At 62.6% G+C, this 25,726-nt stretch carries 23 protein-coding genes and 2 tRNA genes; 9 read left to right on the forward strand and 16 right to left on the reverse strand.

Features of this window, described 5'->3' with window-relative positions; all coding sequences use genetic code 11:
- On the reverse strand, positions 1–262 hold a 262-nt coding region (locus JSV08_08175), incomplete at its 3' end, for a hypothetical protein (GenBank protein ID UCF80474.1).
- 199 nt (positions 263–461) lie between these two features.
- Here JSV08_08175 and JSV08_08180 point away from each other — a divergent pair.
- A tRNA-Ser gene (locus JSV08_08180) sits at positions 462–553 on the forward strand.
- A gap of 174 nt (positions 554–727) precedes the next feature.
- Positions 728–819: transfer RNA gene (locus JSV08_08185), tRNA-Ser, on the forward strand.
- Between the two features lie 16 nt (positions 820–835).
- Here the strand turns inward: JSV08_08185 and JSV08_08190 are convergent.
- From JSV08_08190 to JSV08_08250, 13 genes are all read right to left on the reverse strand, one after another.
- On the reverse strand, positions 836–3,373 hold the full coding sequence (locus JSV08_08190) for a hypothetical protein (protein ID UCF80475.1): 2,538 nt from the start codon (positions 3,371–3,373) through the stop codon (positions 836–838).
- A gap of 15 nt (positions 3,374–3,388) precedes the next feature.
- A complete protein-coding gene (gene tsaE / locus JSV08_08195; GenBank protein ID UCF80476.1) occupies positions 3,389–3,871 on the reverse strand; it encodes a tRNA (adenosine(37)-N6)-threonylcarbamoyltransferase complex ATPase subunit type 1 TsaE in 483 nt (160 codons plus the stop codon).
- A gap of 73 nt (positions 3,872–3,944) precedes the next feature.
- On the reverse strand, positions 3,945–4,820 hold the full coding sequence (locus JSV08_08200; protein ID UCF80477.1) for an NAD(+)/NADH kinase: 876 nt from the start codon (positions 4,818–4,820) through the stop codon (positions 3,945–3,947).
- Between the two features lie 43 nt (positions 4,821–4,863).
- On the reverse strand, positions 4,864–5,607 hold the full coding sequence (locus JSV08_08205) for a TlyA family RNA methyltransferase (GenBank protein ID UCF80478.1): 744 nt from the start codon (positions 5,605–5,607) through the stop codon (positions 4,864–4,866).
- A 9-nt stretch (positions 5,608–5,616) separates the two neighbouring features.
- Positions 5,617–7,806 (reverse strand): UvrD-helicase domain-containing protein, encoded by a 2,190-nt coding sequence (locus tag JSV08_08210; protein UCF80479.1) that lies wholly within the window; start codon positions 7,804–7,806, stop codon positions 5,617–5,619.
- 7 nt (positions 7,807–7,813) lie between these two features.
- Entirely contained in the window at positions 7,814–8,755 is a 942-nt protein-coding gene (locus tag JSV08_08215; protein ID UCF80480.1) for a protein kinase, read from the reverse strand.
- A gap of 352 nt (positions 8,756–9,107) precedes the next feature.
- Positions 9,108–9,533, reverse strand: coding sequence for a hypothetical protein (locus tag JSV08_08220; GenBank protein ID UCF80481.1), 426 nt, complete (start codon positions 9,531–9,533; stop codon positions 9,108–9,110).
- 247 nt (positions 9,534–9,780) lie between these two features.
- A complete protein-coding gene (locus tag JSV08_08225; protein ID UCF80482.1) occupies positions 9,781–10,413 on the reverse strand; it encodes an outer membrane beta-barrel protein in 633 nt (210 codons plus the stop codon).
- 23 nt (positions 10,414–10,436) lie between these two features.
- Complete coding sequence (locus JSV08_08230; GenBank protein UCF80483.1) at positions 10,437–11,066, reverse strand: porin family protein; 630 nt, start codon at positions 11,064–11,066, stop codon at positions 10,437–10,439.
- A gap of 19 nt (positions 11,067–11,085) precedes the next feature.
- Entirely contained in the window at positions 11,086–11,928 is an 843-nt protein-coding gene (locus tag JSV08_08235) for a hypothetical protein (GenBank protein ID UCF80484.1), read from the reverse strand.
- Between the two features lie 7 nt (positions 11,929–11,935).
- Positions 11,936–12,574, reverse strand: a complete 639-nt coding sequence (locus tag JSV08_08240) for an outer membrane beta-barrel protein (protein ID UCF80485.1) — start codon at positions 12,572–12,574, stop codon at positions 11,936–11,938.
- A gap of 14 nt (positions 12,575–12,588) precedes the next feature.
- The gene (locus JSV08_08245; protein ID UCF80486.1) at positions 12,589–13,194 is read right to left on the reverse strand and encodes a porin family protein; all 606 of its coding nucleotides are present in this window, start codon (positions 13,192–13,194) and stop codon (positions 12,589–12,591) included.
- 47 nt (positions 13,195–13,241) lie between these two features.
- Positions 13,242–13,880 (reverse strand): outer membrane beta-barrel protein, encoded by a 639-nt coding sequence (locus tag JSV08_08250; GenBank protein UCF80487.1) that lies wholly within the window; start codon positions 13,878–13,880, stop codon positions 13,242–13,244.
- A 206-nt stretch (positions 13,881–14,086) separates the two neighbouring features.
- On the opposite strand from JSV08_08250, the gene JSV08_08255 reads away from it, so the two are divergent.
- The 7 genes from JSV08_08255 to JSV08_08285 all read left to right on the forward strand — a co-directional run bounded on the left by JSV08_08255 (position 14,087) and on the right by JSV08_08285 (position 23,001).
- Positions 14,087–15,043 (forward strand): histone deacetylase, encoded by a 957-nt coding sequence (locus JSV08_08255; GenBank protein UCF81867.1) that lies wholly within the window; start codon positions 14,087–14,089, stop codon positions 15,041–15,043.
- Positions 15,040–15,936 carry a phosphoribosylaminoimidazolesuccinocarboxamide synthase gene (locus tag JSV08_08260; protein ID UCF80488.1) on the forward strand — a complete coding sequence of 299 codons (897 nt, stop codon included), beginning with the start codon at positions 15,040–15,042 and terminating at the stop codon, positions 15,934–15,936. The genes JSV08_08255 and JSV08_08260 overlap by 4 nt, the downstream gene beginning before the upstream one ends.
- A gap of 69 nt (positions 15,937–16,005) precedes the next feature.
- On the forward strand, positions 16,006–17,298 hold the full coding sequence (locus JSV08_08265; protein UCF80489.1) for an adenylosuccinate synthase: 1,293 nt from the start codon (positions 16,006–16,008) through the stop codon (positions 17,296–17,298).
- A 3-nt stretch (positions 17,299–17,301) separates the two neighbouring features.
- Positions 17,302–18,312 (forward strand): type I glyceraldehyde-3-phosphate dehydrogenase, encoded by a 1,011-nt coding sequence (gene gap, locus JSV08_08270; GenBank protein ID UCF80490.1) that lies wholly within the window; start codon positions 17,302–17,304, stop codon positions 18,310–18,312.
- Between the two features lie 172 nt (positions 18,313–18,484).
- Positions 18,485–18,739: a 30S ribosomal protein S15 gene (rpsO, locus tag JSV08_08275; protein UCF80491.1), complete on the forward strand. Its 255-nt coding sequence runs from the start codon at positions 18,485–18,487 to the stop codon at positions 18,737–18,739.
- A gap of 76 nt (positions 18,740–18,815) precedes the next feature.
- Complete coding sequence (gene pnp, locus JSV08_08280; protein UCF80492.1) at positions 18,816–21,104, forward strand: polyribonucleotide nucleotidyltransferase; 2,289 nt, start codon at positions 18,816–18,818, stop codon at positions 21,102–21,104.
- A gap of 94 nt (positions 21,105–21,198) precedes the next feature.
- Positions 21,199–23,001 carry an SLC13 family permease gene (locus JSV08_08285; GenBank protein UCF80493.1) on the forward strand — a complete coding sequence of 601 codons (1,803 nt, stop codon included), beginning with the start codon at positions 21,199–21,201 and terminating at the stop codon, positions 22,999–23,001.
- On the opposite strand, the gene JSV08_08290 is transcribed toward JSV08_08285, so the two are convergent.
- Together JSV08_08290 and JSV08_08295 are read right to left on the reverse strand one after the other, a co-directional pair.
- Positions 22,998–24,383: a CCA tRNA nucleotidyltransferase gene (locus tag JSV08_08290; GenBank protein UCF80494.1), complete on the reverse strand. Its 1,386-nt coding sequence runs from the start codon at positions 24,381–24,383 to the stop codon at positions 22,998–23,000. The two genes, JSV08_08285 and JSV08_08290, sit on opposite strands and share 4 nt — an antisense overlap.
- A gap of 22 nt (positions 24,384–24,405) precedes the next feature.
- Entirely contained in the window at positions 24,406–25,722 is a 1,317-nt protein-coding gene (locus JSV08_08295) for a sodium:calcium antiporter (GenBank protein ID UCF80495.1), read from the reverse strand.
- Between the last annotated feature and the right edge of the window lie 4 nt (positions 25,723–25,726).

Raw genomic sequence — 25,726 nt, forward strand, 5'->3', positions numbered from 1 at the left:
CCTCAGCGGGAGGCTCCTCGGCGGGAGGCTCCTCGGCGGGAGGCTCCTCAGCGGGAGGCTCCTCAGCGGGGGGCTCCTCGGCGGGAGGCTCCTCAGCGGGAGCGGGGACGGGAGTCGACACCTCGCGCTCGCTCGAGTCGAAGGGCGTCACCGAGGCCGGCGGCTCGCTCGGGTCTGCCCGGTTCCACGCCAACGGGTCGTCGCTCCATGCAGCAAGTGCGAGGATTCCCAAGAGAATCGTAAAGATGGTCGCTTTTTTCATTTTGAACCTCCAATTGAAGATTTGCGTCAATGGCTCCTTCTCATAACCCAACCCACAGGTTTCCAAAAGCCAGCTTGGAACGATGGGGCAGTATAGCAAAGATTCTTCAAGAATCCTACCCCAAGACTCGTTTTCGTTGACATGAGGAAGGTATCCTTTTATCCTGATATTCGGTAGGCGGTGCGAGCATTCTTTCTGCGGAGAGGTGCGAGAGCGGCTGAATCGGGCTGCCTGCTAAGCAGTTAATCCGGGTGACCGGGTTCGAGGGTTCGAATCCCTCCCTCTCCGCCAGCATTCCATATCAAAGCATGTGCTCTGCGGAGAGATGCCCGAGCGGTTGAAGGGGTCCCGACGGGGAAGCCGTCGGGATAGGCTGCCGCAGATGGTGAGTCGGAGAGATGCCCGAGTGGCTGAAGGGGTCCCGACGGGGAAGCCGTCGGGATAGGCTGCCGCAGATGGTGAGTCGGAGAGATGCCCGAGTGGCTGAAGGGGCGCGCCTGGAGAGCGCGTAGGCTGCGAAAGTGGCCTCGTGGGTTCGAATCCCACTCTCTCCGCCATATTTTTAATTTCCTGCTACAAATTCCAAATTCGGCGGAGGCGGGAGACGTGAACCCCGAGGGAGAAAACGCCTGCGAGCACCACGACGGGCCAGAAAATTTTCGCGCCGCTCCAGGCCCCGAAAATGTCCCAGCGATAAACGCCCTGCCAGTCTTGGCCTTCGGCTATGGCATGGGGATAAGGAAAGGCGTCGAGGAGGTTGGGAATTCCGAACATTGTGAACATTCCAGTGCTTGCGGGATTGGCCTGCCAAGCAAATAATGTGAGGGTAATTGACCAAAGGCAGAATAGAAAACAAGTTACGAGGAACCAGCCTAGGATGGGAGAGCGACGTTCCATGTCGTAGGCGCCGGGAATGAGCAGCAACGATCCTTTCCAATAGAAGCGCTGGGCACGGGTCTTCGGTCGCCATTCGGTTTGGGGCGCTTCCGAAGGGATCAGCAGAAACGCTGCAGCCAAGGCGAGCAAGACGATGAAGACTACCGCAGCTTCAATCCGGAAGGGTATGATGACTCCTTTCGGGGGCTTCCACAAATCATGGAGTTGCAGGTTTCTCAGCGTGGAGCCGTAGGCTTGAAACAGCGCTTCTGCCGTAAGCGGTTTTGAAAGAACGGTATCACCTGCCCGAAGCGCAGCGAGGTTTGCTTGGGCGTGAGGATTGTCGGGGAGCGCTTCGTAAAGTTCGATCGATCGCTCGACATTTCCGGCCATGTGGTTGACGACGGCTGCCGCGTAGCGAACGGAGCCTGTGTTGTTACTCTCTAAGTGTTTTTCAAGGCTCTGAACGAACGCGGTGTGTCCAAGAGAATCCATCACTCCGATGGACGTTCCCCAACTAGTCACAATGCGGTGTTCCAGTGCAATAAACGCAATCACTGAAACGAGGAAAGAAAGCGCACTTAAGAGGACGGCAACGCGTTCCTTGGAAGTCAGCGCACTGATGAGGGAATGCAGGGAAACGCTCCGATGATAGAGGAAGCCGAGAAACAAAAGGAGAATGGCCGCGACGAGGAGCATCAAAAGAAGGGTTGTGATGCGAAGGTATTTAAGGATGATCAAGTAGGCAACTCCCCACACAAGGAGCACCAGGGCCAGGTTGAGAAGCGAAACTATTGCCCATCGGGGTAGCTGGTTCAGCCCTTTCCGTAGGATAGATTGAATTCCTAACCAAGCTTCCCACAGGACGTGCCACGGCGATTTCTCAGTTTGGGTTTGTAGATCTTGTTCTAGCAACCTGCGTTGGACGGCGTATCCGAGTAAGCCTAGCCAACACCAGAGCACTCCAAACTTCGTGCCGAGAAGAACGCTTAAGGTATAGTCGAGATGGGCGAGACTCTGGACAGTGTTTGATGGATGCTTGCGAGCAATTTCAAAGAACGCCGCTTCCCGTTCGGCTTTTACCGTTTCTCCCCGCTCCCGAAAATGCTTCTCCCACGCCGCCGCCGCGAACTCGTCCGCCTCGCAGACGCCAGAGATTTCCCGCGCCCGCTCTATCCACAGGTGCTGGCGCTCGGGGTCCACGCCTTTTTGGCTCGCCCACGCCGCGGCGCGGACGAAGGGAATATTAATGAGCCGCTCTACAAGCGTGCACCATTCGATGGGCTGCGGAATTCGCCTGCGGCGCCTGAGCGCCTCCTCGAAGGAGCGGTCGGCCCACGTCCGCTGGCCGAGGCGCTCATAGTAATTCGCCATCCACGCGTATTCATAGTAAGGAATGGCGGGATAATCCTCGGTGAACATGGCTTCCCATATCTTTTCCGCTTCCTCACCTTGCTCCTGCGACCAGAGAGTCTGTCCGAGATAGAACAGATGCCAGGGTTGCGTCGGGTCCCTTTCGATGGCCTCGCGGAGGGCGGCTTCGAGTTCGTCGAGCGTTTTGGGAGCGTCGTCGTAGAATTCCTCGGGCCGCGAGTCAAACTTCGCGCCGGAAACATACTCTCTCGTTTTAAGATCGCCGCCAAAGTTCGAGGCAAGAATTTGCCCGCCGCGCATCGAGTTCAGTCGTGCAAGAAGATTGCCTCCGTACCAAATGGGTCGGTCGAACGCGCCGCGGGAGAATATGATCACGGCCTCTGAACCCTTCGTTCCCGAGACGTGGTACGTGATATGGACGGCGTCGTTTTTTATGACAAAAGATTCTGCAATGCCTGGAAGGCGGTGGCGTTCAAGCACCTTTCCCTCTTTAGGATCAAGCGCGAGCAGGTAGGCCGTCTCGATCGGACGGTCTCTCATGAAGCCACCGCTATAGACTTCCTTGAGGTAGAGCTTCCCGTCGTAGAAAATGCCCCGCCTAGCCGTATAATCCCCGCCGAGCTCCGATGCCTGACGGTAGGCGGCAGCGGCTTCCTCGAAGCGATTCGTCTCCAAGAGGTGGTCGCCGAGATCGGCATGACGTTGGGGGGCGCTCGGCTCTTGGGCGACGGCTTCTTGAAGCTCTTCGAGAGTTTTTCTCTGTTCTGTCGGCGCGGCCGACCACGCTGCCGCCGCGACAGCAATCCAGAGCATAGCCATGGCGGGCTTTTTTCTATGGAGAAAAGAGGCGTGCTTTTTCATGGCACCTCGATTATTTTACATCGCCCCGCGCTCTATCTCTATCTCCCGCTCCGTCTCTTTCTTCCCGAGGCGGATCGTCACGCGAAAAGCGCCGGGCAGGGCGTAAGGAATTTTTTCGCCCCATTCGAAGGCGGCGACGCTAGATTCGTCCGCGGCAATCTCGTCGAGGCCCGCGCCGTGCCAGTCGGAAAGAGTCTCGATGCGGTAGAGGTCCACATGGTGGAGAGCCAGGCCGCCGCGTCCCGCAAAGCGCTGGGCGAGGATGAAGGTGGGGCTCACCACCTCGTCCGCGTCCCGGACGCCCAGACCCTCGGCCAGCCCGCGGATGAAGAGCGTCTTTCCGGCCCCGAGCGGTCCGACCAGAAGCACGCGGTCGCCGGCCCGGAGCGCTTCGCCGAGCCTTGCGCCCAGGCGTCGCGTCTCCCCGGGCGAGCGCGACAGAAAGCGCGCCTCTTTCGGGAACGGAGCGGAGGGGGATTTTTCTCGGCGGCTGGGCATTGTGAATCACGGGCCCGTTTCAGGCATCCGGGAACCGGCCATGGAAAAAAGGACGGCTCCGGCCGCCGAGGGCTTAGCGTTTCCCCCAGTGCAGCTTCTCTCTGAGGACGCTGAAGTAATCCTGTTCCTCGAGGCGGACGAGGTACGTCTTGTGGCGGCTGCGCTGGACGCGCATAGAGTCGCCGCGCTCCATGGGAACGGCAATCTGGCCGTCGAGCGTCAGGAAAACATCCGGCGCTTCGGGGGACGGGGTGATGTTGATGGGCAATAGATCCGAGATGATGATAGAGCGGAAGGTAAGACAGTGCGGGGCAATGGGGGTGATGACGAAGGCGCTCATATGGGGGTAGACGATGGGCCCCCCCGCCGCGAGCGAGTAGGCCGTCGAGCCCGTGGGCGTCGAGATGACGATGCCGTCGGCGCTGCACGTTGCGAGAAAGCGGCTGCCCACGTGTAAATCCACGGAAAGCAGGCGCGCGATGTCCCTTTTGTGCACGACGACGTCGTTGAGCGCGTGGTGCGTCCCGACGACCTTGCGCTTGCGCAGGAGGCGGACCGTGAGCATTCCGCGGGGTCTTATCAGGTATCTCCCTCTCCGCAGGGCGTCGAGGGCCGGGAGCATTTCCTGTCGCCGGACGCTCGTCAGAAAGCCCATGCCTCCGGCGTTGACGCCCATGATGGGGCAGCGATGGCCCACGGCCGCGCGCGCCGCGCTGAGAAGCGTTCCGTCGCCCCCAAGGACGAGGAGCATGTCGAGGCCTTTCGGGAATGCGGAGCGCGCAAACGTCGACACGCCTTTCAGTTTCGCCCACTTGGCCGTCTCCTCCTCAAAAACCAGCGCGGGGCCGCGCTTTCGGGTGTTCGAAATGAGCTTTCTCAAAAGCGAGCCGGCCGGCTGCTTTTGCTTGGCCATGACGCCGAGCGTTCGAACGGGTTTCGGTTTTATCATGTCGAAACCTCCGAAGGGGCACGGTTGTTCATGAGTTTCATATTCATTTTTCGCCGCCGAAATGCACGAAAAACTCTTTGTTCCCGTCGGCCCCTTCTATAGGAGATTGTAGCATGCCGCGAACGTTAAAGCCCTTTTCGCCGAGGAACTCGGAGATTTCACGAAGCACCCGCTCGTGCAGCGCCCCGTCCCGGACGACGCCGCCTCTGCCGACCTCGCCTTTCTTAAGCTCGAACTGGGGCTTGATGAGGACGACGGCGCTTCCGCCCTCCTTGAGGACAAGGTGGATGTGAGGAACGATTTTGCGCACGGAAATGAAGGAAACGTCCATGACGACGAGATCAAACGGCTCCTCGAACTCCACCTCGTCGAGGTAGCGCGCGTTGACGCCCTCGATCGCCGCGACGCGGGGGTCGCGGCGCAGCGAAGCGTCCAGCTGCCCTTTGCCGACGTCGAGCGCCGTGACGTGCGCCGCACCGCGAAGAAGCAGGCAGTGCGTGAAGCCGCCCGTCGAGGCGCCGATGTCGAGGCAGCGCGCCCCCTCGACGGTGACGCCGAACGAGTCGAGAGCGGCCTCCAGCTTCACGCCGCCGCGACCGACGTAAGGATGCGGCTTGTCCCTGACCTCGATGACCGCGTCCGGGGCGACGCTCGCACCGCTTTTCTCCACGCGCACGCCGTCCACCCACACGGCGCCCGCCATGACCAGGGCCTGCGCCTTCGCGCGCGTCGGCGCGAGTCCCCTGCGTGCAAGCGCCGCGTCGAGTCGTTCCTTGCGCTGCGCCACGAATCGCCCCTACGACGGTTCCAGTTCCACGAACCGGGCGAGAATTTTCTTCAGCTTGCGGTCGCGCTGGAATTCGATGGTAAGCTTTTCCCCATGTGCGGACGATTCCACCATTAAAATTTTACCCCGCCCGTACTGCTTGTGGTAGATGCTCATCCCCGCGTGGGCGCGCGGGGCGGGCGCGTCGTGCGAGAAAACCTCCTCCTCGAACAGGGCGCCGCCCGCAGTCTGGTCTTCCGGCTCGATTGAGGCGGCGGGCGCGGGGCGCTCGAGGCACTCGTCTGGAATTTCTTCCAAAAAGGGCGAGGGGTCGAAGGTCGTGTCCTGGCCGAACACGCGCCGCTGCTCGGCGCTCGTCAGGATGAGAACGTCCTTGGCGCGGGTCATGCCGACGTAGAAAAGGCGGCGCTCCTCCTCGCGCTCTTCGGGCGTTTCGCTGGAGCGCGCGTGGGGAAAGAGGCCGTCGTTCAGGCCCGCCACGAACACCACGGAAAACTCGAGCCCCTTGGCGCAGTGGAGCGTCATCAACTGGACGCCGCGCTCCGGGTTCACCTGGTCGGCGTCCGAGACGAGCGCCACGCGGTCGAGAAAGGAAACGAGGCTCGCTTCCCGCGGCTCCCGCCCCTCTTCCGGGCTCTGGGCGAGCTCGACGAAGTCGGCGGCGCTCGAAACCAGCCCCTGCAAATTCTCGCGCCGCTCCTCGGCGCGCCGGGAATCTTCCTTTTCGAGGTAATTGTAATACTCCGTGGCTTCGAGGACCGAGAGAATTAATTCGGGAAGTGGAAGGGGAAGGGCCTCGTCGCGCAGGCGCCCGACGAGCTCCGAGAAAGCGGTCAGGGCGTTTCGCTCCCTGGGGCTGGGCTCGTCACCCTCCAGCATGCGCCGGACGGCTTCCCACAGGGAAAGGCGCTCGCGCGCCGCGATGTCCTGCAGCCGGCCGAACGTTCTCGCGCCGATGCCCCTCGGCGGAACGTTCAGGATGCGGCGCAGGCTGACATCGTCGCTCGGGTTGAGCAGGAAGCGCAGGTAGGCGAGGATGTCCTTGACTTCCTTGCGCTCGTAGAACCGAAGGCCGCCCACCACGAGGTAGGGAATCCGGCGTCGCATCAGGGAGTCCTCGATGAGGCGCGACTGGGCGTTCGTGCGGTAGAGCACAGCCATCTCGGCGTAGGGGTATCGCGCGCGCAGGCCGGAGATTTCGTCCGCGACGATGGCCGCCTCGGCCAAATCGGTCAGGGCGGCGTGGGTGACAATCTTGTGCTCGCCCGGGCGGTCGCTCCACAACGTCTTTCCGATGCGCTCGCGGTTTTGGGAAATAACCGCGGAGGCGGCTTGAAGGATAACGTCCGTCGAGCGGTAGTTGCGCTCCAGCTTTACGAGCGTCGCGTCGGGGTACTCGTCGCGGAATTTTAGAATATTTCCGATCTCGGCGCCGCGCCAGCGGTAGATGCTCTGGTCCTCGTCGCCCACGGCGCAAAGGTTGCGTCGGCCCTCGGCGAGAAGGCGCATGAGCTCGTACTGGCTGTAATTCGTATCCTGAAATTCGTCCACGAGGACGTAGTGGAAGCGCTCGGCGTAATGGGCGAGAACGTCCTTGTGCTCGCGCAGCAGGCGGACCGTCAGGAACAGGAGGTCGTCGAAATCGAGGGCGTTCGCGGCGCGGAGGCGCTCCTGGTAGCCCTCGTAGAGGTCGGATAGAAGCTTCTCGCGGGGCTCCGAGGCCCGCTCCCGGACGTCCCCGGGCGCAAGGAGCTTGTCCTTGGCGCGCCCGACGGCCTCGAGCGCCCCGCGCGGCTCGAAGTACGCCTCGCCGATGTCGAGCGCCTCAAGCGTCTCCTTCATGAGGCTCCGCTGGTCAGCCTCGTCGTAGATGACGAAGTCACGCGGGCGTCCCAGGCGCTCGATGTGGGCGCGCAGGACGCGCACGCCGAGCGAATGGAACGTGCTCACCCACGGCCTGCGGGGAATTTTTTCCAGGAGGCGCACCACGCGCTCGGACATCTCGTCCGCGGCCTTGTTCGTGAACGTGACGGCGAGGATGCGCTCCGGCGCGACGCCGCGCTCGTGGATGAGGTAGGCGACGCGGTAGGTGATGACGCGCGTCTTCCCCGTTCCGGCGCCGGCGAGCACCAGGCACGGCCCCTCAGTCGCCTCGACGGCGGCCAGTTGCTGCTCGTTGAGATGCTCTTTCCAACGCACGGCAAGGCTACTGTTCCGACTGGCAGTGGGGACAGGCCCTGGCGCGTGCGGGAATGGGCTTCTTGCAGTTCCAGCAGGTTCCGCTCCGCGGCTTTTCGCGCTCCAGGATGCGGGTGCGAATCTCCTCGATTTCCGGGGTGCGGTAAGACTTTTCCACGGCGTCGTGAAGGTCCGCCACAAGCGCAGCCGCGCTCGGCGTGCGCTGTTTGACGTCCTTCTCCATGGCGCGCATGACGATGTCGCTCACGCGCTTCGGCACCGAGCGCTCCTGTAGATGCAGCGGCACGGGCGCCTCCCGCTTAATCATCTGCTCGAGCTCGCGCACTTCACCGCTGAAGAAAGGGAGCTTTCCGCTCATGATGCGGTACGCCATCACGCCGAGGGCGTAGACGTCGGAAGCATAGGTTGCGCGCCCGTCGAACTGCTCAGGCGGCATGTACGGCGGCGAGCCGATGCGCGTCTTCGCAAACGGCACGGCGTCGAGGAGGCGCGAGGTGCCGAAATCAGCCACCTTCGGCACCCCGCTCGCGGCCTCCACGAGGATGTTCGAGGGGCGGATGTCGCGGTGCAGGATATTCTTTCGGTGGGCGTATTCGGCAGCCTCGCCAATGGGGATAAGCAGGTCTACCGCGTCTTCCACGGGAAGTTTTTTCCCGTTCTTGAGGCGGTCCATGAGCGTTTCCCCCTCGACGTATTCCATGACAATGAAAAAGGTCTCGTTCACGATGTCGGCAGTGTACACGCGAACGATGTGAGGATGGTCCAGGCGGGCGAGGAGACGGGCCTCGGCGAGGAGTTTTTCGAGTTCGCGGGTCTGCTCGTGCGGCACCTTCAAGGCCATCCTCTTTTGGATCATGCTGTCCTCCGCAAGGTAGACCGTGCCGAAGCCGCCGCTTCCCAGTACGTCAAGGATTTGGTACTTGCCGAAGGATTCTCCTTTGGCGAACATCCCTCATTATAGCGCGAACGCCGTCCCCAAGCGACCGCGGAAAGCCCCCCTCGCTTTGTTTGCAGGGTATCTAACGTGCCCCCTTGGGTAAAGGGGGAAATGGGGTTTTTTCAACAGAGCAGGCGCAAAGTCGTTTTGAGGTTACCGCATTCGACGAACGTGCTGAAAGTGCGGGAGCTTGTCCTGGCGGACAGGCCAGGGGTGCGGAATGTGCGGTCTGTACCTGCGGCACCTTCGGCACATGCAGCACTTCCATGCCTCCGAGGAAGTCAAACGGTTTGATGCCCCCCGTGGTAAGGTGCATTACACTAGGCGACCGTGGCCCCCCCTTTCGCGCGGGCGGCGGCGCCCGCTACTTTTGTTTTCTCAACACGAAGCCGATGGCGACGCTGCCTTCCCAGCCCCTGCGGTACTCGCCGTCCGCGACCATGCGCGCCCGTATGTCCGGGCGGACGTAATAGCGTTTGCCGAAGAACCACTTCGCCGCAATGCCGGCGTGGAAGGAAACGGAATTGTCCGTCTGGACTTCCCCTGCGGTGCATGTCCGGCTTCCGACAAGGAAGACGCAATCGTCCTCAGTTATGACGCCTTGGCTTAAAAATTCTGAAAGGTCTATCGCACGCTCTACCCTGGTCGAAGCGAAGCCGACACCGCCCAAGGCGGCGAACCACGTTTTGGTTTCGGGCTTTTTCCGGTATCGCACAACGGAAGCGTCGATGGCCCAGCGGTGGACTTTTTCCTTTATACGGCGACACTCCGGATCCGCGTCATCAAACATAGAGCAGTTTTCTGAAACGTCTGTTTTTAAGAAACTCGCAGAAACGTCGGCCCCCAACGGATCGCGTATCACGCCTCCGAGGCGGACACCGAACACCGTTGCCCCGTCCAGTTCCTTGCTTGCATTGTAGCCCCCAAGAATCTCCAAGTGCGAGGGCCACACTTCTATCTGCGCGAGCGCAGGGCCGGCCGCCAGGAGCGCAAACCCTGTGATAAGGCTTAAGCGAAGAAATCGAATCGCCACAACTTCAAATCCTGCGGGACTCCACGCCAATTGTCAGGAACAGTGCAAACGAGTTAAGTTGATTTTTTTTGCCGCCGTCGAAGCCGAAATCGACGCCGTCCACGTAGAGGTAACGGACGTCGGGGCGGATGTAAAAACTCTCCGTGCGGAAAAGCTTGGCGGCGGCGCCGAGATGCAACGTCGGTGAGCTCTGACTGTTGAAACCTTCGATACGAGCTTGCATATAGCCGATGCCGCCCAGCAGGAGAACGTTCTTCTCTCCGGACGGATTGAGACAGTATACGGCACTCGCATCAAGAAACAAAATGGCCATGTCGTCGATCCCGGAGCCCAGGGCGGAGGCCGACCGGGTCACTTCTGCGGGAGAATAAGCGAGCCAGCCTTCGAGACCCCAGTTATTCGTAAAGAACATGCCCCCGCGGCCGCCGACCATGAGGCTGTTTTCAATTTCCGCTCTCGCCGGCTGTCCGAGGAACGTACCGCTCGCGCCGTCTCCGAGGAAGTACCCGGCGCCGCCCTCAACATACCCGGTCTTTGCTTCGACTTCGGCAAGCACCGGAGCCGCCATGAACACCAGCGCGACCATGGCAACAAGGAAACTTCCCTGGGCGAGGCTTAGGCAAAGGACCCGACTCATAGGCTGCTTTCTGTATTCCAGAGCTATTTACCAAAAATAAATCCGACGTTCACGGAAATCGTGAAAAAGTTGAGCCGGCTCTCCTTACCGGAGCCAAAAAGGTCGAAGCCCTCAACGTAAAGGTAGCGGGCGTCGGGGCGGATATAAACGTTGTCCGTGACGTTGATTCGCCCCGCGGCGCCAACGTGCAGTGTGGTGGAGTCCTCGCTCTCGCTGCTGTCTTCTCCAGGTATGTTTAAGTCTATGTCGCCGTTCAGGTAGCCGATGCCGCCCAGGACGAGAAAATTGTACTCTCCGGACGGATTGGGGCAGAGGACGATGCTGGCGTCGAACCCCCAAATGTCGACGTCAAGGTTGCCCAACTCCGCCCCCTGAAATTCAAACTCGAGATCGCTCGGTGAATACCAGACCTGGCCTTCCATTCCGAAGTGTTCCGTGAAAAATCCGCCGAAACGGAAATCGATGAGGGGAGAGCTTTCGAGCCTCGCCTCTCCGTACCCTAGGATTGGATCGGTGCCGTCGTCGCTGTCACCGACGAGGAAACCCACCCCGCCTTCGACGTACCCGGTCTTTGCTCCGACTTCGGCAAGCGCCGGAGCCGCCATGAACACCAGCGCGGCGGGGAGGCTAAAGCGAAGAAATCGAAACATCACAACTTCTCTACTCTTTTCTCTACTTACCGAACACCCATCCGATACTCACAGTGGCGGTGGTGAAATTAAGACTATGTGTTTCGTCGAAGTCAAAACCGGGGCCGCTAATGTCGAAGTCTGACTCGTCCTCAAGATATTCTTTCGCCCGCTCTATCGAATCGAGGCCGTAAACGTCGAAGTCTAAATCGATGCTGTTAATGTATCGAAAAGGGCAACATCGTATTGATTCCCCCACACTCAAGTAACGGACGTCGGGGCGGATATAAAGTCTGTCTGTCAAAAAAATCTTGGCCGCAGCGCCAACGTGCAGAGTAAAAGCGCCGGTGCCTCTGGATCCCTCAAACAATTCAGTGCTCATGAGGCCTAAGCCGCCTAGCAGAAGAAAATTGATTTTTCTGGACGGATTGGGACAGTAAACGACGCTCCCGTCGAAACCCGCCATGTCCACCTCAACGCTGTCGGTGAACCCCTTGCCGTAGGGGCGCGCCTCACCGGTACCCGCGGTCACAGCAACGCCGTCCACCCCAACGCTGCCGGTGAGCTCCGTGGGAAAGAACCACAACAGGCTTTCCACCCCCCAATGCTTCGAGAAAAACCTGCCCACGCGGAAGTTGATGGGGTAGCCGTTCTCAATTTTCGCCTCGGCCTCGATCTTATATTTTGTTTCTACTTCTACAGGAGGGGGTCCCGGGTCGGTAACTATGATTTCGGTGTCGGCTTTGACTTCGCTGTCACTGTCGCCGAAAAAGTAACCGGTGCCGCCCTCAAGGTACCAAGTGCCCATCGTGACTTCGGCAAGCACCGGGGCCGCCATGAACACCAGCGCTACGGGTAGGCTCAAGCAAAGAAATCGAATCATCACAACTTTTCTACTCTTCTTTCTGCTTACCAAACGCCCATCCGGTGCTCACGGTAATCAAGATATTGTTGAGCTTGCTGTCACCTTCGCGGAATTTGAAATCGATGCCGCTCAGGTAAAGGTAACGAACATCGGGGCGGAAGTAAAAGTGTCTCGTCATAGAAATCCTGGCCGCAAGGCCAACGTTCACCGTGATAGTGTCCTCGTCCTCGACTCCAGACATGTCGAGATTTGCGTAGCCGACGCCGCCCACGACAAAGAGGTTATGTTTCCTGGGCGGGTTGAGACAGAAAATGACACCCACGTCTAAGCCGTAAACGTTCGTGTCGAAGTTCAACGCGATATGTCTGATACCACCGGTAAAAGTGGCGCTAAACGTCCTAGTGCCGGTCGTCTCCGAATACCAGAGCTGGCCTTCCACGCCCCTGTCTTCCGCCAAAAACCAACCCGCGCGGAAGTTGATGAGGTAATCGTTCTCGATTTCAAGTTCATCAGGGAATCCCTCGTCGGTTTTGGTGTCGTCGCCCTCGCCGATGTAGTAGCCGAGGCCGCCCTCGAGATACCAGTCGCCCTCCGTGACTTCGGCAAGCGCCGGGGCCGCCGCAAGCGCCAGGACGACGAGGCTTAATGGCAGGAATCGCTTCAGCACACTTTCTCCACTTATTATCCTCCAAACACCCATCCTACGTTTACCGTGATTAAGAAATTGTTGAAGCTCTCGTCCATGATGTCGTTGACGTAGAGATAGCGGGCATCGGGGCGGACGTAGAAGTTGTCCGTGACGTTGATTCTTCCCGCGACGCCGAGGTTCAGCGTGAGGGACCCTTCGTCGTCGCCTGCCTCGTCTTCAGCGGAGGAATAGCCGACGCCGCCCACAACAAGGAAGTTATGTTTTCCCGCCGGGTTGGTGCAGTACACGGCGCTCGCGTCGAGACCCCAAACGGTCACATCGCCAGAGATGTCACCTCCGAAAAGAAATGTGGTTAAAGGACCGCTCAAGGTCGCCTCCGTGTCGGCTCGCCAGAGTTGGCCTTCCAATCCCCAGCGTTCCGTGAAAAACCAGCCTCCGCGGACGTTGATGAGGAGATCGCTCTCGATTTCAAATTCCTCAGTGTATATGTCGACGCTGTCGCCGACGTAGTAGCCGAGGCCGCCTTCGAGGTGCGCGGTGTCCTCCGTGACTTCGGCAACCGCCGGGGCTGCCATAAACACCAAGACGGCCATGGCCGCAAGCGCAACGGAATGCACGGGGTGTTTTGTGTGTTTCATGGTTCGTTGCTCCTTGCCTTTCTTGGGGGTTCGTTGCTCCTTGTTTCTTACCAGAACTTCCAGCCCAGAGCCAGGGTTCCTTCGAACGTGTCCAAATTCTTATCTTCCACGGCCCCGAACTTCACGTCCCGGACGAAGCGGTAGCGGACGTCGGGACGAAAATAAAAGTGCTGCCCGGGCCTGATGCGGAGGGAAACGCTCGCATGGAGCACGAGTGCGCCTTCGTTCGGTTCCTCTCCCGACGGGAGTTTGAGTTCGGGAGCAATTTCGGAATCAATATTAATATATCCGACCCCGCCGCCGAGAGTGAGCATGCCCTTCGAGAAGGGATTAATGGCGTAAAACAGCGTGCCTTCAAAAAGCCACGCGTTGGTGTCGGTCTCGACGGGAGGCTGAAACTCCCTCTCGATTTTGCTCTCCACGAAACCGAGCGTGACCTCGGCGCCCCAGTGGTCGAGGAAGAACCCCCCTCCGCGGACGCCGTAGGTGACATCCCCTTCCAGATTCGTCTCTATCTTGTCCAGCTCCTCGCGGTCACCCGTGAAGTAGCCGCCGTAGGCCTCGAGGTAGACGTTTCCTTTCGCCGTATCACCGAACACGTCCGCATAAGCGGGAAACGCCGCGAGGATGAGAGAAAATCCCGCAAGCGCGGTCCGGTTCGCCCAACGTCGTACATGATTCGCCATGTCTGCATCCTCCTTGTCAGAGTGAGCAGTGTAGCATGCCGAAGGAGGGCTGTCAACGCGCATGGCTCTTCGAAAAAATTGCGCCGCGGCGCGCGTGGGCGTTTGACTCCCTCCGCCTGCCTCGCTACCCTTGCCTGCAGGCAAAGCGCATGCTAAAATCGAGCTTCTGCGTGCACCGAAAGAACATGGCAACTTCCCTGCGAACCATGCCCCGCGCCGTTCCGACGCAAGCGTCGGGCCTCCTTTATTCCTCGGAATACTTGAGGCACTATTGCAGGCAGCGGCATCCCGAGAACCCCGAGCGGCTCAAGGCCATCGTTCAGGCGCTTAAGGGCTCGGGGCTCGCCAAGGAATTTCAGACGATTTATCCGCGGCGCGCCACCCTCGACGACCTGCAGCTCGTGCACACGAGCGAGCACTGCGCTTTCGTGCGGGAAATGTCTAAAAACGGGGGCGGCATGGCCGACCCGGACACGTACATCGGCGAGGGGTCGTTCGAGGTGGCGTGCCATGCGGCGGGGGGGCTCCTTGCGGCCGTGGACGCGGTGGAGCGCGGCGAGGTGGGGCGGGTCCTTGCGCTCGCGCGGCCTCCCGGGCATCACGCCACGCCGACTCGCGCCATGGGCTTCTGCCTTTTTAACAACGTGGCCCTGGCCGCCCGCTACGCGCAGCGGAAAGGGTTTAAAAAAATTCTTATCGTGGACTGGGACGTTCACCACGGGAACGGGACCCAGGAATTTTTCTACGAAGACCCGGCGGTCGGCTATTTCTCCGTGCACCAGTATCCTTTTTACCCCGGAAGCGGTGCGCGCGATGAAACTGGCCGAGGCGAGGGCAAGGGTTACACGGCGAACGTCCCGCTCCTTGCCGGCTGCGGCGACTCGGAATACCTGGCCGCCCTGGCCGACGACCTTCCGCCGCTCTGGGAGCGCGTCAACCCTGCCATGGTATTCGTCTCGGCCGGCTTCGACGCCCATGTCCGCGACCCCCTTGCGGGCATGCGTGTGACGACGGAAGGCTTCGGCAGGATGGCCTCCATGGTGCTCGGGCGTGCCGGAGAGATTCCCGTACTCTTTACCCTCGAAGGCGGCTACGATCTGAAGGCGCTCGGCGAGTCGGTCGTGGCCGTCGCGAACGCTATGCTTGGAGAACCCCACCCATGAAAGACGCCCTTCTCGAAACCCGTATCGACGACGTGCCGCTTTTTCGGCGCGGCAAGGTGCGCGACATCTACGACCTCGGCGAGCAGCTCCTCATGGTCGCCACCGACCGCATCTCGGCCTACGACGTCATAATGCCGAACGGCATTCCCGGAAAAGGAATCGTGCTTACGCAGATGTCGCTCCTCTGGTTCGAGCAGCTGAAGGACGTCGTTAAAAATCATCTCGTAAGCGCCCAGGTTTCCGATTATCCGAAAATGCTTACACCCCACTACGACACCCTCCATCGGCGCAGCATGCTGGTTTGGAAGATGGAGCCTGTCGAGGTCGAATGCGTCGTGCGGGGCTACCTGGCGGGCTCGGGATGGAAGGATTACCAGAAAACGGGCGCGGTGTGCGGTATCGCGCTTTCCGGAGGGCTGCGCGAGGGTGAGCGCTTGGAGGAGCCGCTCTTCACGCCCGCGACCAAGGCGCACACTGGGCATGACGAGAACATTTCTTTTTCCGAGGTGGAGCGCCTCCTGGGGGCCGAGCTGGCCGAGCGCCTTCGCAGCTTGAGCATCGAGATCTATCGCCATGCGGCAGATTATGCCTCCTCGCGCGGCTTCATTCTGGTGGATACCAAGTTTGAGTTCGGGATGCGCGACGGTGAGCTCTTTCTCATCGACGAGGCGCTCACGCCCGACTCGTCGCGCTTCTGGCGCGCCGAGGAATACCGCCCCGGGGCGGCGCTGCCGCAGAGCTTCGACAAGCAGTACGTGCGCAATTACCTGGATTCGATCGCGTTTAACCGCAAGCCGCCCGCGCCGATGCTCTCCGACGAGGTGGTGAAAAACACGCAGCGGCTCTACCTCGATGCTTACGAACAGCTCGCGGGAGAGCCCCTCTCGCTTTGAGGGATTCTCGGAACGGATGTCTTTAAACATGATTCGCATGGCGGAAACGGCTCGGCTCGGGAGTGCCGCATGAGCTATCGCTTGGCCGTTCTGGGCGGACAGTGGGGCGACGAGGGGAAGGGGAAGGTCGTGGACTGGCTGGGCGAGCATTTTAAAATTATCGTCCGCTTCAACGGGGGCGCGAACGCCGGCCACACCGTGAGCTTCGGCGGCAAGACGCACTTCTTTCACCTTATGCCCTCCGGCATGGTCCGGCCCGACCGCACGTGCGTCATCGCGAACGGCGTCGTCATCCACCCGCCGACGCTTTTCGAGGAAATCGACCGCATCGAGGCGGCCGGGCTTTCCGTGAAGGGGCGGCTTCTGATAAGCGACCGCGCCCATCTCGTGTTTCCCTATCATCGCGCGATGGACCGACTCCGCGAGGAGTCCGCCGTGGTGCAGAAAATCGGCACGACGCAGCGCGGCATCGGCCCGGCCTACGAGGACAAGGCCGGAAGGCGCGGCGTCCGCGCCGGCGTGCTGCGCGACCTCGACGCCTTGCGGGAGCAGGTTTTTGAGAACGTCGAGCAGGCGAACCGCCTTTTCAAACTCGCGGGCTTCGAGCCGTTTGAGGCGCAGGCGGTCTACGACGAGTACGCCGGGCACGCCGAGCGGATGCGCCCCTTCATCGCAGATACGCAGAAATTCCTGAACGACGCGAAGGAAAATACGCTCTTCGAGGGCGCCCAGGGGACGCTTCTCGACCTCGACCACGGCACGTACCCCTACGTGACGTCTTCGAGCGCTTCCATCGGCGGAGTCGGCACGGGAACGGGCGTGAGCCCGCGCAAGATCGACGCCGTGGTCGGCGTTTTCAAGGCTTACTCCACGCGCGTGGGCGAAGGGCCTTTCCCCTCGGAGCTCAAGGACGAGACGGGAGACACCATCCGCCGCCTCGGAAAAGAGTACGGCACCACGACGGGCCGGCCGCGGCGCTGCGGCTGGCTCGACGCCGTGGCCGGGGCCTACACCGTGCGGGTCAACGGCTTCACCCAGGCGGCGCTCATGCTCCTCGATGTTCTCGACGAATTCGAGGAAATCGGCATCTGCACGGCCTACAAGTACAAAGGCTCCACCCTGAAAGACCTTCCGTCCGAAGTCCGGGTCCTCGCCGTGTGTGAGCCGGTCTTCAAGAAAGTCAAGGGATGGAAGACGAAGACGCAGGGCGCCAACAGGTTCGACGCCCTGCCGCAGGCCGCACGCGATTACGTCCGGCACATCGAGGACGCTTTCGGCTGTCCCGTGGGCCTCATCTCGACGGGGCCGGAGCGCGAATCCACTGTGGCACGCGAGACATTGAACCTTCCGGGTAGCATATAGCATATGAAGAAAAAACGAATCGGTGTCAACGGTCTCGGGCGCATCGGGCGCTGCTTCGTCCGCATGGCGCTCGCCGAAAGCAACGTGGAAGTCGTAGTCGTCAACGATATCGCCTCGCTGGAGGAGACGGCCTACCTGCTCAAATACGATTCCGTCTACGGCGTCCTGGCCGAGGACGTCACGCAGAAAGGAGAGGCCCTCTCGATCGGCGGGCACGCCATCGCCGCGCACCGTGAAAAAACGCCCGGGGACGTGCCCTGGGGAGACTACGGCGTGGACGCGGTGCTCGACGCGACGGGCGTGTTCCACAACTCGCGCGAGGCGCTCGAAGGCTGCCTCGAAGCGGGCGCGCAGCGCGTGCTCGTCTCGGCCCCCGCGAAGGCGGCGGACCTGACCGTCGTCTACGGCGTGAATCACAAGGAGATTAGCAAAAAGCACCGCATCGTCTCGAACGCCTCGTGCACGACCAATTGCCTGGCCCCCGTGCTCAAGGTTCTCGACGAGACGTGGGGCGTCGAAAGCGCGCTCATGACCACGGTGCACTGCTACACGAGCGGCCAGGCCCTCGTGGACGCGCCCCGGGGCAAGATGCGCCGCAACCGCGCGGCGGCGCTTTCCCTGGTTCCCACCACGACGGGCGCCGGCAAGGCGATCGGCCTCGTGATGCCCTCGATGAAGGGAAAAATAGACGCCATCGCCGTGCGCGTGCCCACGGCCACGGTGTCGCTCATCGACCTGGTCGCGCTTGTGGCGAAGCCTCCCAAGGACGCCGAGACGCTCGTTTCGGCCTTGGAGAAAGCGACGCGGGAAAAGCTGCGCGGCATTCTGGCCGTCGAGCGGGCGGAGCTCGTGTCGGTCGATTTCAAGGGCTCGACGTACTCGTCCATAGTGGACGCCCCGATGTGCGGCACCTGCGGCCCGCAGGTCAAGGTCCTGGCGTGGTACGACAACGAGTGGGGCTACGTCGCGCGCCTCATGGACGTCATGCGCTACTGGACGGGAGCCGGGGATTAGACGAAGTCCCGGAGCCCGGAATTTCGTCTCGACTCTCTGCACAATAAATGGGAGGGCCCGCGCCTGCGCGGCTTCAAAAAAATCGTCCCGTACCGCCGAAACTTGACAACGTCCCTCAGGGAGGGTATGCTTGCTTTCTTAAAAAGAAGAAAGAGAAAAACAAAGAAACCGAATGGAAAAGAGGGAAATTGTTGAAAAATTCGGGCGCTCGCCCGGAGACACCGGCTCCCCCGAGGTTCAGGTAGCGCTTCTTACGAAGCGCATCGAGCACATGTCCAAGCATCTGGAGGCGCACAAGAAAGACCACAGTACGCGACGGGGTCTTATGAAGCTCGTGGGGCAGCGACGGTATCTTCTGCGCTACCTCAGTTCCCGCGACCGCGGGCGGTACCAGAGCCTCATCGCGGCCCTCGGGCTGCGCAAGTAAGCCGCGGGCGCCGGCGCCCTTTTTCACCCACCACCCCTCATCTTCCCCGACAGGACAAAAGGAGAACTGAAAAAACATGCCATCCCAGGGCAAACGTGACATTACTATCGGCACCCGTACGCTCACGCTGGAATCCACCGGGCTCGCGCGCCAGGCCGACGGCGCCATCATGGCGCGCTACGGCGACAGCGTCGTCCTCGTAACCGCATGCGCCCAGCGCGAGCCGCGCGAGGGCATGAGCTTCCTGCCACTTACGGTGGACTACAGGGAGTACACCTACGCCGCCGGGAAAATCCCGGGCGGCTTCTTCAAGCGCGAGGGGCGCCCCAGCGAGAAAGAGATTATCACGTGCCGGCTGATTGACCGGCCGCTGCGGCCGCTTTTTCCCGAAGGCTACGCCTACGAGACGCAGATTATCGGCATGGTGCTCTCGTCCGACCAGGAAAACGACACCGACGTCCACGCCATCACGAGCGCGGGCGCCGCGCTCTACCTTTCCCGCATTCCCTTCACGCACCCGCTCGCGGCCGTGCGCGTGGGACTCGTCGAGGACCGCTTGGTAGTCTGTCCCACGTTCAAGGAGCGGGAGGAGAGCCGCCTCGACCTCGTGGTGGTGGGCACGGACGAGGCCCTCGTGATGATCGAAGCCTCGGCGCGCGAGGTCGAGGAAGCCATGGTGCTCGAGGCCATCGAGGTGGCTCGCCGGGAAATTTTGAAGATTGTCGAGGTGCAGAAGGAAATGTACCGGGAGATGGGCGTCGAGAAGACGTCGTTTGAGCCGATTCCGCCCGTGCCGCAGGAGATCGCCGACGATGTGCGCGGGAAGACGCTCGAGCGGCTCAAGCAGATTCTTCCCACCCCCGTCAAGAGCGAGCGGGAGGAGGCCACGCGCCTGCTCAAAAAGGAAATCGTGGAGGGTCTCACCGAAGAGGAGCGGGAGGAAAAGGAGCCGTTTTACGCACGCGCTTTTTACGAGCTCGAAAAGAGCCTCGTGCGCGAGGTGATATTGAAAGAGCACCGCCGCACGGACGGCCGCGCCTTCGACCGGGTGCGCGACCTCGATTGCCGCATCGGAGTCCTTCCGCGCACGCACGGCTCGGCCGTCTTCCGCCGAGGCGAGACGACGGCGCTCGTCACCGTGACCCTCGGCACGCCTTCGGACACGCAGACGGTGGACGCCCTCGAAGGCGAAACAGAGAAACGCTTCATGCTCCACTACAATTTCCCGCCCTTCTCGGTCGGAGAGGTCGCGTTCATGCGCGGGCCGAAGCGCCGCGAGATCGGCCACGGCGTCCTGGCCGAGCGCGCCCTTAGAGCCGTCGCTCCCACGGAGCTGGACTTTCCGTACACGCTCCGCGTCGTCTCGGACATTCTCGAATCGAACGGCTCATCCTCCATGGCGACCGTGTGCGGGGGAAGCCTCGCCCTCATGGAGGCGGGGGTGCCCGTTTCGGCGGCGGTGGCCGGCATCGCCATGGGGCTGGTGAAAGAGGGCGACGGCGAGGGCGACGGCTACGCCATCCTGACCGACATCGCGGGCTACGAGGACCACTACGGCGACATGGACTTCAAGGTGGCGGGCACGTCGGGGGGCATCACCGCGCTCCAGATGGACATCAAGGTGAAGGGCGTCACGGCGCAGGTCCTGAAGGAGGCCTTCGAGCAGGCGCGGCGGGCGCGGCTCGAGATCCTCGACGCCATGAACGCCGCGATTCCCGCACCGCGCGAGGAACTCTCTCCCCACGCCCCGCGGATGCTCGTCATCCAGATCGACAAGGAGGACATCGGCGCGGTCATCGGCCCCGGCGGAAAGATGATCCGGAGCATCGTCGAGGAGACCGGCGCCACCATCGACATCGAGGAGGACGGGCGCGTTTTCATCGCCTCGGTGGACGAGAAAGCGGCCAACGAGGCCATGCGGAGGGTCAAGCAGATAGTCGAAAAGCCCGAGGTGGGAAAAATCTACGACGGCAAGGTGATCTCCCTGCGGGAGTTCGGGGCGTTCGTGGAGATTCTTCCGGGCAAGGACGGCCTGCTGCACATCTCTGAAATCGCGCCGCACCGCATCGAGCGCGTGGAAGACGTTCTCAAGGAAGGCGACGTCATTCAGGTGAAGGTCATCTCCCAGGACGAGCAGGGCAAGCTCCGCTTGAGCAAGCGCGCGGCCGAAGGATACGAGCCGGCTCCCGCGCCGCCCAGGCGCGACGACAGGGGGCGGGGACGCGGCCCCCGCCGGGACGGCGGCGGACGGGGACGCGGCCCTCGACGAGACGGCGGCGGTGGACGGGGGCGCGGCCCTCGCCGCGACGACCGCCCTCGCCGCGACAGCGACCGCGATCGAAGGGGCCCTCCCCCTAGCCGCTAGGGACGCCCGCCGGGAGAGCGCGCGTTTTCAGCTTTACTAAGAATGCCGCAAACCTGATACCCGCCTTTCCTTCCCCTGCATAGCTTATCAGACGATGGAACACATCCTGATTGTTTACGCCATCACGCTCTGCGCCATCGTGCTCTTTGCGCGCGGGGACCTCGTCCCTACCGACCTTACGGCGCTTCTCATCCTCCTCATGCTGGTCATGACGGGCGTGCTTTCCATCGAGGAAGGCCTTTCCGGATTCAGCCATCCGGGCACCATTTCCGTGGCGGCCATGCTGGTGCTGAGCGAGGCCGTAAACCGCACCGGGGCGCTCGACGCCCTGACGCGCCAATTGAAAGCCCTGCCCTTCGAGGGCGAGGCGGCGGCCGCCGTGGTGGTGCTTCTCGCCGCGGGCATCGTCTCGATGTTCGTCAGCAACACGGCCACGGCGCTCATCTTCATCCCCCTCGCCCTGACCCTGGCGCGCACGAAGCTCCTCGCCACCTCGCGCCTCATGCTCCCGATGTCCTACGCCATCATCCTGGCGGGCACCTGCACGCTCATCGGCAGCTCCACGAACATCGTCGTGAGCGAAATGGGGCAGCGCGACTACGGGCTCGCGCCGCTCGGCATGTTCGAAATCACGCGCCTGGGGCTGCTCGCGTTCGGTGCGGGGTTCCTGTACTGCGTCTTGGTGGGGCGGCGGCTCCTTCCGTCGCACACGCCCGTGAAGGACATCACGGAGCGCTACGCCTTTCGCGAATACGTGGCCGAGCTCCTCGTGCCAGAGGACTCGGCCTCGGCGGGAAAAACGTTCGCCGAGGCGGGGCTGGCGGAGCGCTACAAGGTGAGTCTTCTGGGCGTCATACGCGGCATGCCGGACGGCAGCGAGCAGCGCATCTGGGGCGGCGCGCCCTACACGGCACTGGCCGCGGGCGACGTCCTCCTCGTCCACGGGGGAATTGACGAACTCCTGCTCTTCCAGCGGAACACCGGTCTGGCGAGCAAGGAGAAGGATATTTTCGAAGACCTCACCAAGGGCGAGGGCGTGCTGGCCGAGGGCGTGATCTCTCCCACGTCGGCCCTTGTGGGGCAGACGCTCAAGGAAATCAACTTCCGCGCCCGCTACGGCGTCTTCGTGCTGGCGGTGCGCACCTTCGGCACGACCCTCCTCGACAAAATCGGCCGCGTCCGCCTCAAGGTGGGCGACACGCTTCTCATCTACGCCCGGCGCGGCGAGCTGGAAACCCTCCGCAAGCACCCCGACTTTCTTTTCTTCGAGACCGTGACCCTTCCTCCCGTCCCCGAGCCGCGCCGGGCGCTCACGTCGGTGCTCGTGCTTGCCGGGGTTATTCTGGCGGCGGCCCTCCACGTCCTCCCGCTCGTCGTGGCGCAGCTGGTGGGCATCGCGCTCCTGGTGTTCCTGCGCGCGATGGACCTGAAGGAAATTTACAGCGCCATTCCCTGGCGCATCATCCTGATGATCGCGGGCATCATTCCCCTCGGGATCGCGTACCAGAAGACGGGCGCGGCGGAGCTCCTGGCCAGGAGCCTGCTTCCCTTTGCCGAGGTGCTCGGCCCCCTTGCCGTCCTTTCCGTCGTCTACTGGATAGGCTCCTTTCTGGTGGAGGTCATCCAGAAGACGCCCACGGCCGTGCTCATCGTGCCGCTTGCCATGTCGGCGGCGCAGGCTGCCGGCATCAATCCCAAGGCGATGCTCGTGACGGTGCTCTTCGCCGCCTCGTCGTGCTTCGCCTCGCCCATGAGCTACCAGGTCAACGCCCTCGTGTACGGGGCGGGGCACTACCGCTTCGCCGACTACCTGCGCGCGGGCCTTCTGCTGAAGCTCCTGCTGTGGCTCGTGGTGCTCGCGGGCGTCTGGATGTTCTGGCCCCTGGAGGCGGCCTAGCGGGTCTTCCGCTTGAACGTTCTTTTCACGAAGGCGCGCGCCTCGTCGGGCGTGCGGACGCGCCCCTCAAGCTGCTCCGTCTCCACGGCGGCGAGGATCTCCTTGAAGCGCGGCCCGGGCGCGTAGCCCAGGGCGATGAGGTCGCCGCCCGCAAGAAGACGCGGCGGCTTAAGGGAATCCTCCTTCGCGAACTCGCGGCGCTTTCGGAGGCAGAAGCGGTAGGCGTCGAGCTTCCCGTGCGAGGCGAGGCAGTCGATGCGGTGCAGCTCGAGGAGCAGCGTGAAGTGGGGCGCGCGCAGGAGGCGCTTGAGCGTCGAGGGGCGCATCCGGAAGACGTCGATGAACTTCAAATGGTCGCGCACGCAGGCCGCGACCGCCTCTATGTCGCGCGTCGGGAGCTTGAGCCGCCGCATGACGGCCGCGGCCATCTCGGCCCCCTGCGGGGCGTGGCCGTCGAAGCGGATGCGGCCCCGGCGCTCGCGCGGATCGGCCGGCTCGAACGTCGGCGGCTTTCCCACGTCGTGGAGGAGCGCCGCCATCACGAGAATCCTCCGCTTCGACTCGGAGCGGAATTTCTTCGCCGTCCCGAAAATCTCTAGCATCAGGCGCGTGTGCGTGTAGACGTCGCCCTCGGGATGGAACGCCGGCGGCTGCTCGACGCCCTTCATGGAAGAAATTTCGGGAAGCACCGCTTCGAGGAGTCCGGTCTCGTCCAGGAGGTCGAGCGCCCGGTGAGGGCGCGGCCCGAGGAAGATTTTAAGAAGCTCGTCGCGGATGCGCTCGGCGCTCACCTGCACGACCCGGGGCGCCAGGCGCTTGATGGCGGCCAGCGTCTTCGACTCCACCCGGAAGCCGAAGCGCACGGCGAAGCGCACGGCGCGCAGGAGGCGCAGTTTGTCCTCCTCGAAGCGCTCCTCGGCGCGCCCGATGGCGCGCAGGAGGCCGCGCTTCAGGTCGTCCCGCCCGCCGACGAAGTCGAGCACCCTTTTTCTCGCGGGGTCGTAAAAGAGCCCGTTCAGAGAAAAATCGCGGCGGCGGGCGTCCTCCTCGGCGGAGGTGAACCGGACGCCCTCCGGGTGGCGGCCGTCCCGGTAGGGGAGGTCGCGGCGGAACGTCGCCACCTCGAACTCCGCCCCTCCCCGGCGCACGCGCACCACGCCGAAGGCCTTCCCCACGGCGACGGTTTTCTTAAAGAGTTTCTCGACCTCGTCCGGCGTCGCGGAGGTCGCGATGTCGTACTCCTCGGGGGCGAGGCCCAGGAGCCGGTCGCGCACGCAACCGCCCGCGAAGTAGGTCTTATAGCCCGCCCGGCGGAGGCGTGCGACGACCGCGAGGGCCTCGCGCTCGAGCGCTTTCGAAGATAATTTCCGGGAGCGCGGCATGCGCTCAAGTATAGCAGGCGCGCTACGGTTTTTCGCCCGCCGCGGGGGAGAGGGGGTGTGCGAGCGCCTTCAGGGCCTTCCACTCTCCACGGCGGAACAAAAGCGCGACGCACATAAAGCCGTAGAGCACGGAGAACGCGATGCGCACTTCCGTCGTGGGAAAAAAGAGCTGGGCCATGAAAAGCATCGCCAGTAAAAGCGCCTCTTGCAGGCCGAAGCGCAGGTTTACGAGCACCATGAGTCCAAGGAGGCTCTGCGCCGCCGTGAGGAGGATTTCCTCCCGCTGGCGGAAGTCGAGAAGCATCGGCGCCGCCGCGCCCGCGGAGATGCCGTAGACCACGGGGATCGCCCCCACGAGGAGCGTCCACTGGTTGACCTTGGCCGAAAGGAGCGCCCCGAGGCCCACGGCGGCCCTTCCGCGAAGGGCGAAGAGGATGGCGACGATGAACTCCGGCGCCTCGGAAGCAAGCGGCGCAAGCCATTGGACCAGGATGAACTCCTCGATTCCGTGCTCGCGCCCCACGCCCAGGAGCCCCTCGGCGAAGGGCTCGGCGGCGAAGAGGATGGCGGCGCCCGCGAACACGAACTGCACGACGACCATCGCGCGCCGCGGGGCCGCGGGCCACGAGGCGACGCGCCCGGCGGGGCCCTCGAGGTCGATCTCCACCATCGGCGAGCGCGCCGCCCAGTAGGCGTAGAGCACGAAGATGCCGATGAGCACGACGGCGTCGAGGAGCGAGAGCGTTCCCTTGAGGGGAATCAGAAAGGCGTAGAGCGTCGCGAGGCCGAGGGCGCCGAGCTCGATGCGGCGCGTCGGCTCGAGCGCGATCTCCCGCACGCGCCCCTTGCACCAGATCGCAAGGAGCACCGCCGGCCATCCGAGGCCGATGAGGAGGCGGTTCGCGCCCGTCATGTTCGCCGTGGCGTAGGCCGCGTAGGAAGGGTCCTTGCCGGCCACCCATGCGAAGTAGAGGTCCACGGCGTACTCGGGCAGGACGGCTATCCAGGCGAGGGCGATCAGCGCGAGCGCCTGCGGAATGTCCTTCTGCGCAGCCTCCGCCGCCCACGAGAGGATGAACGCCGCCCCGAGGATGGCGAGGCCCGCAAGCATGGCCTGCGCCTCGTGGCCGAGGGGAACCGCCGCGGCGCGAAGGACGATCCACTGCGCCGACAAGAGCGCGGCGACGGCCAGCCACGCCCAGTCCCTCAAGCCCGCTCCGGGTCCGCCCCGACGCGGGTCGGGGCAAGTCGAAGCGGACGAGGGTCCGGGAGCCGCTGCGCCCGGGGATTTTTTCGCCTTCTTTCGCCGCTTCTTTCCCCTGCCCCGTTTTGTTGTCATGGGT

This window comes from Acidobacteriota bacterium (assembly GCA_020349885.1).
In the GTDB taxonomy this organism is placed as follows: domain Bacteria; phylum Acidobacteriota.

Coding starts and splice junctions, on each gene's coding strand:
- pnp (UCF80492.1), top strand. CDS start 18,816: ATGCCATCCCAGGGCAAACGTGACATTACTATCGGCACCCGTACGCTC.
- JSV08_08255 (UCF81867.1), top strand. CDS start 14,087: ATGCCCCGCGCCGTTCCGACGCAAGCGTCGGGCCTCCTTTATTCCTCG.
- JSV08_08285 (UCF80493.1), top strand. CDS start 21,199: ATGGAACACATCCTGATTGTTTACGCCATCACGCTCTGCGCCATCGTG.
- JSV08_08190 (UCF80475.1), bottom strand. CDS start 3,373: ATGAAAAAGCACGCCTCTTTTCTCCATAGAAAAAAGCCCGCCATGGCT.
- JSV08_08265 (UCF80489.1), top strand. CDS start 16,006: ATGAGCTATCGCTTGGCCGTTCTGGGCGGACAGTGGGGCGACGAGGGG.
- tsaE (UCF80476.1), bottom strand. CDS start 3,871: ATGCCCAGCCGCCGAGAAAAATCCCCCTCCGCTCCGTTCCCGAAAGAG.
- JSV08_08215 (UCF80480.1), bottom strand. CDS start 8,755: ATGTTCGCCAAAGGAGAATCCTTCGGCAAGTACCAAATCCTTGACGTA.
- gap (UCF80490.1), top strand. CDS start 17,302: ATGAAGAAAAAACGAATCGGTGTCAACGGTCTCGGGCGCATCGGGCGC.
- JSV08_08220 (UCF80481.1), bottom strand. CDS start 9,533: ATGTTTGATGACGCGGATCCGGAGTGTCGCCGTATAAAGGAAAAAGTC.
- JSV08_08245 (UCF80486.1), bottom strand. CDS start 13,194: ATGAAACACACAAAACACCCCGTGCATTCCGTTGCGCTTGCGGCCATG.
- JSV08_08225 (UCF80482.1), bottom strand. CDS start 10,413: ATGAGTCGGGTCCTTTGCCTAAGCCTCGCCCAGGGAAGTTTCCTTGTT.
- JSV08_08200 (UCF80477.1), bottom strand. CDS start 4,820: ATGATAAAACCGAAACCCGTTCGAACGCTCGGCGTCATGGCCAAGCAA.
- JSV08_08290 (UCF80494.1), bottom strand. CDS start 24,383: ATGCCGCGCTCCCGGAAATTATCTTCGAAAGCGCTCGAGCGCGAGGCC.
- JSV08_08250 (UCF80487.1), bottom strand. CDS start 13,880: ATGGCGAATCATGTACGACGTTGGGCGAACCGGACCGCGCTTGCGGGA.
- JSV08_08295 (UCF80495.1), bottom strand. CDS start 25,722: ATGACAACAAAACGGGGCAGGGGAAAGAAGCGGCGAAAGAAGGCGAAA.
- rpsO (UCF80491.1), top strand. CDS start 18,485: ATGGAAAAGAGGGAAATTGTTGAAAAATTCGGGCGCTCGCCCGGAGAC.
- JSV08_08260 (UCF80488.1), top strand. CDS start 15,040: ATGAAAGACGCCCTTCTCGAAACCCGTATCGACGACGTGCCGCTTTTT.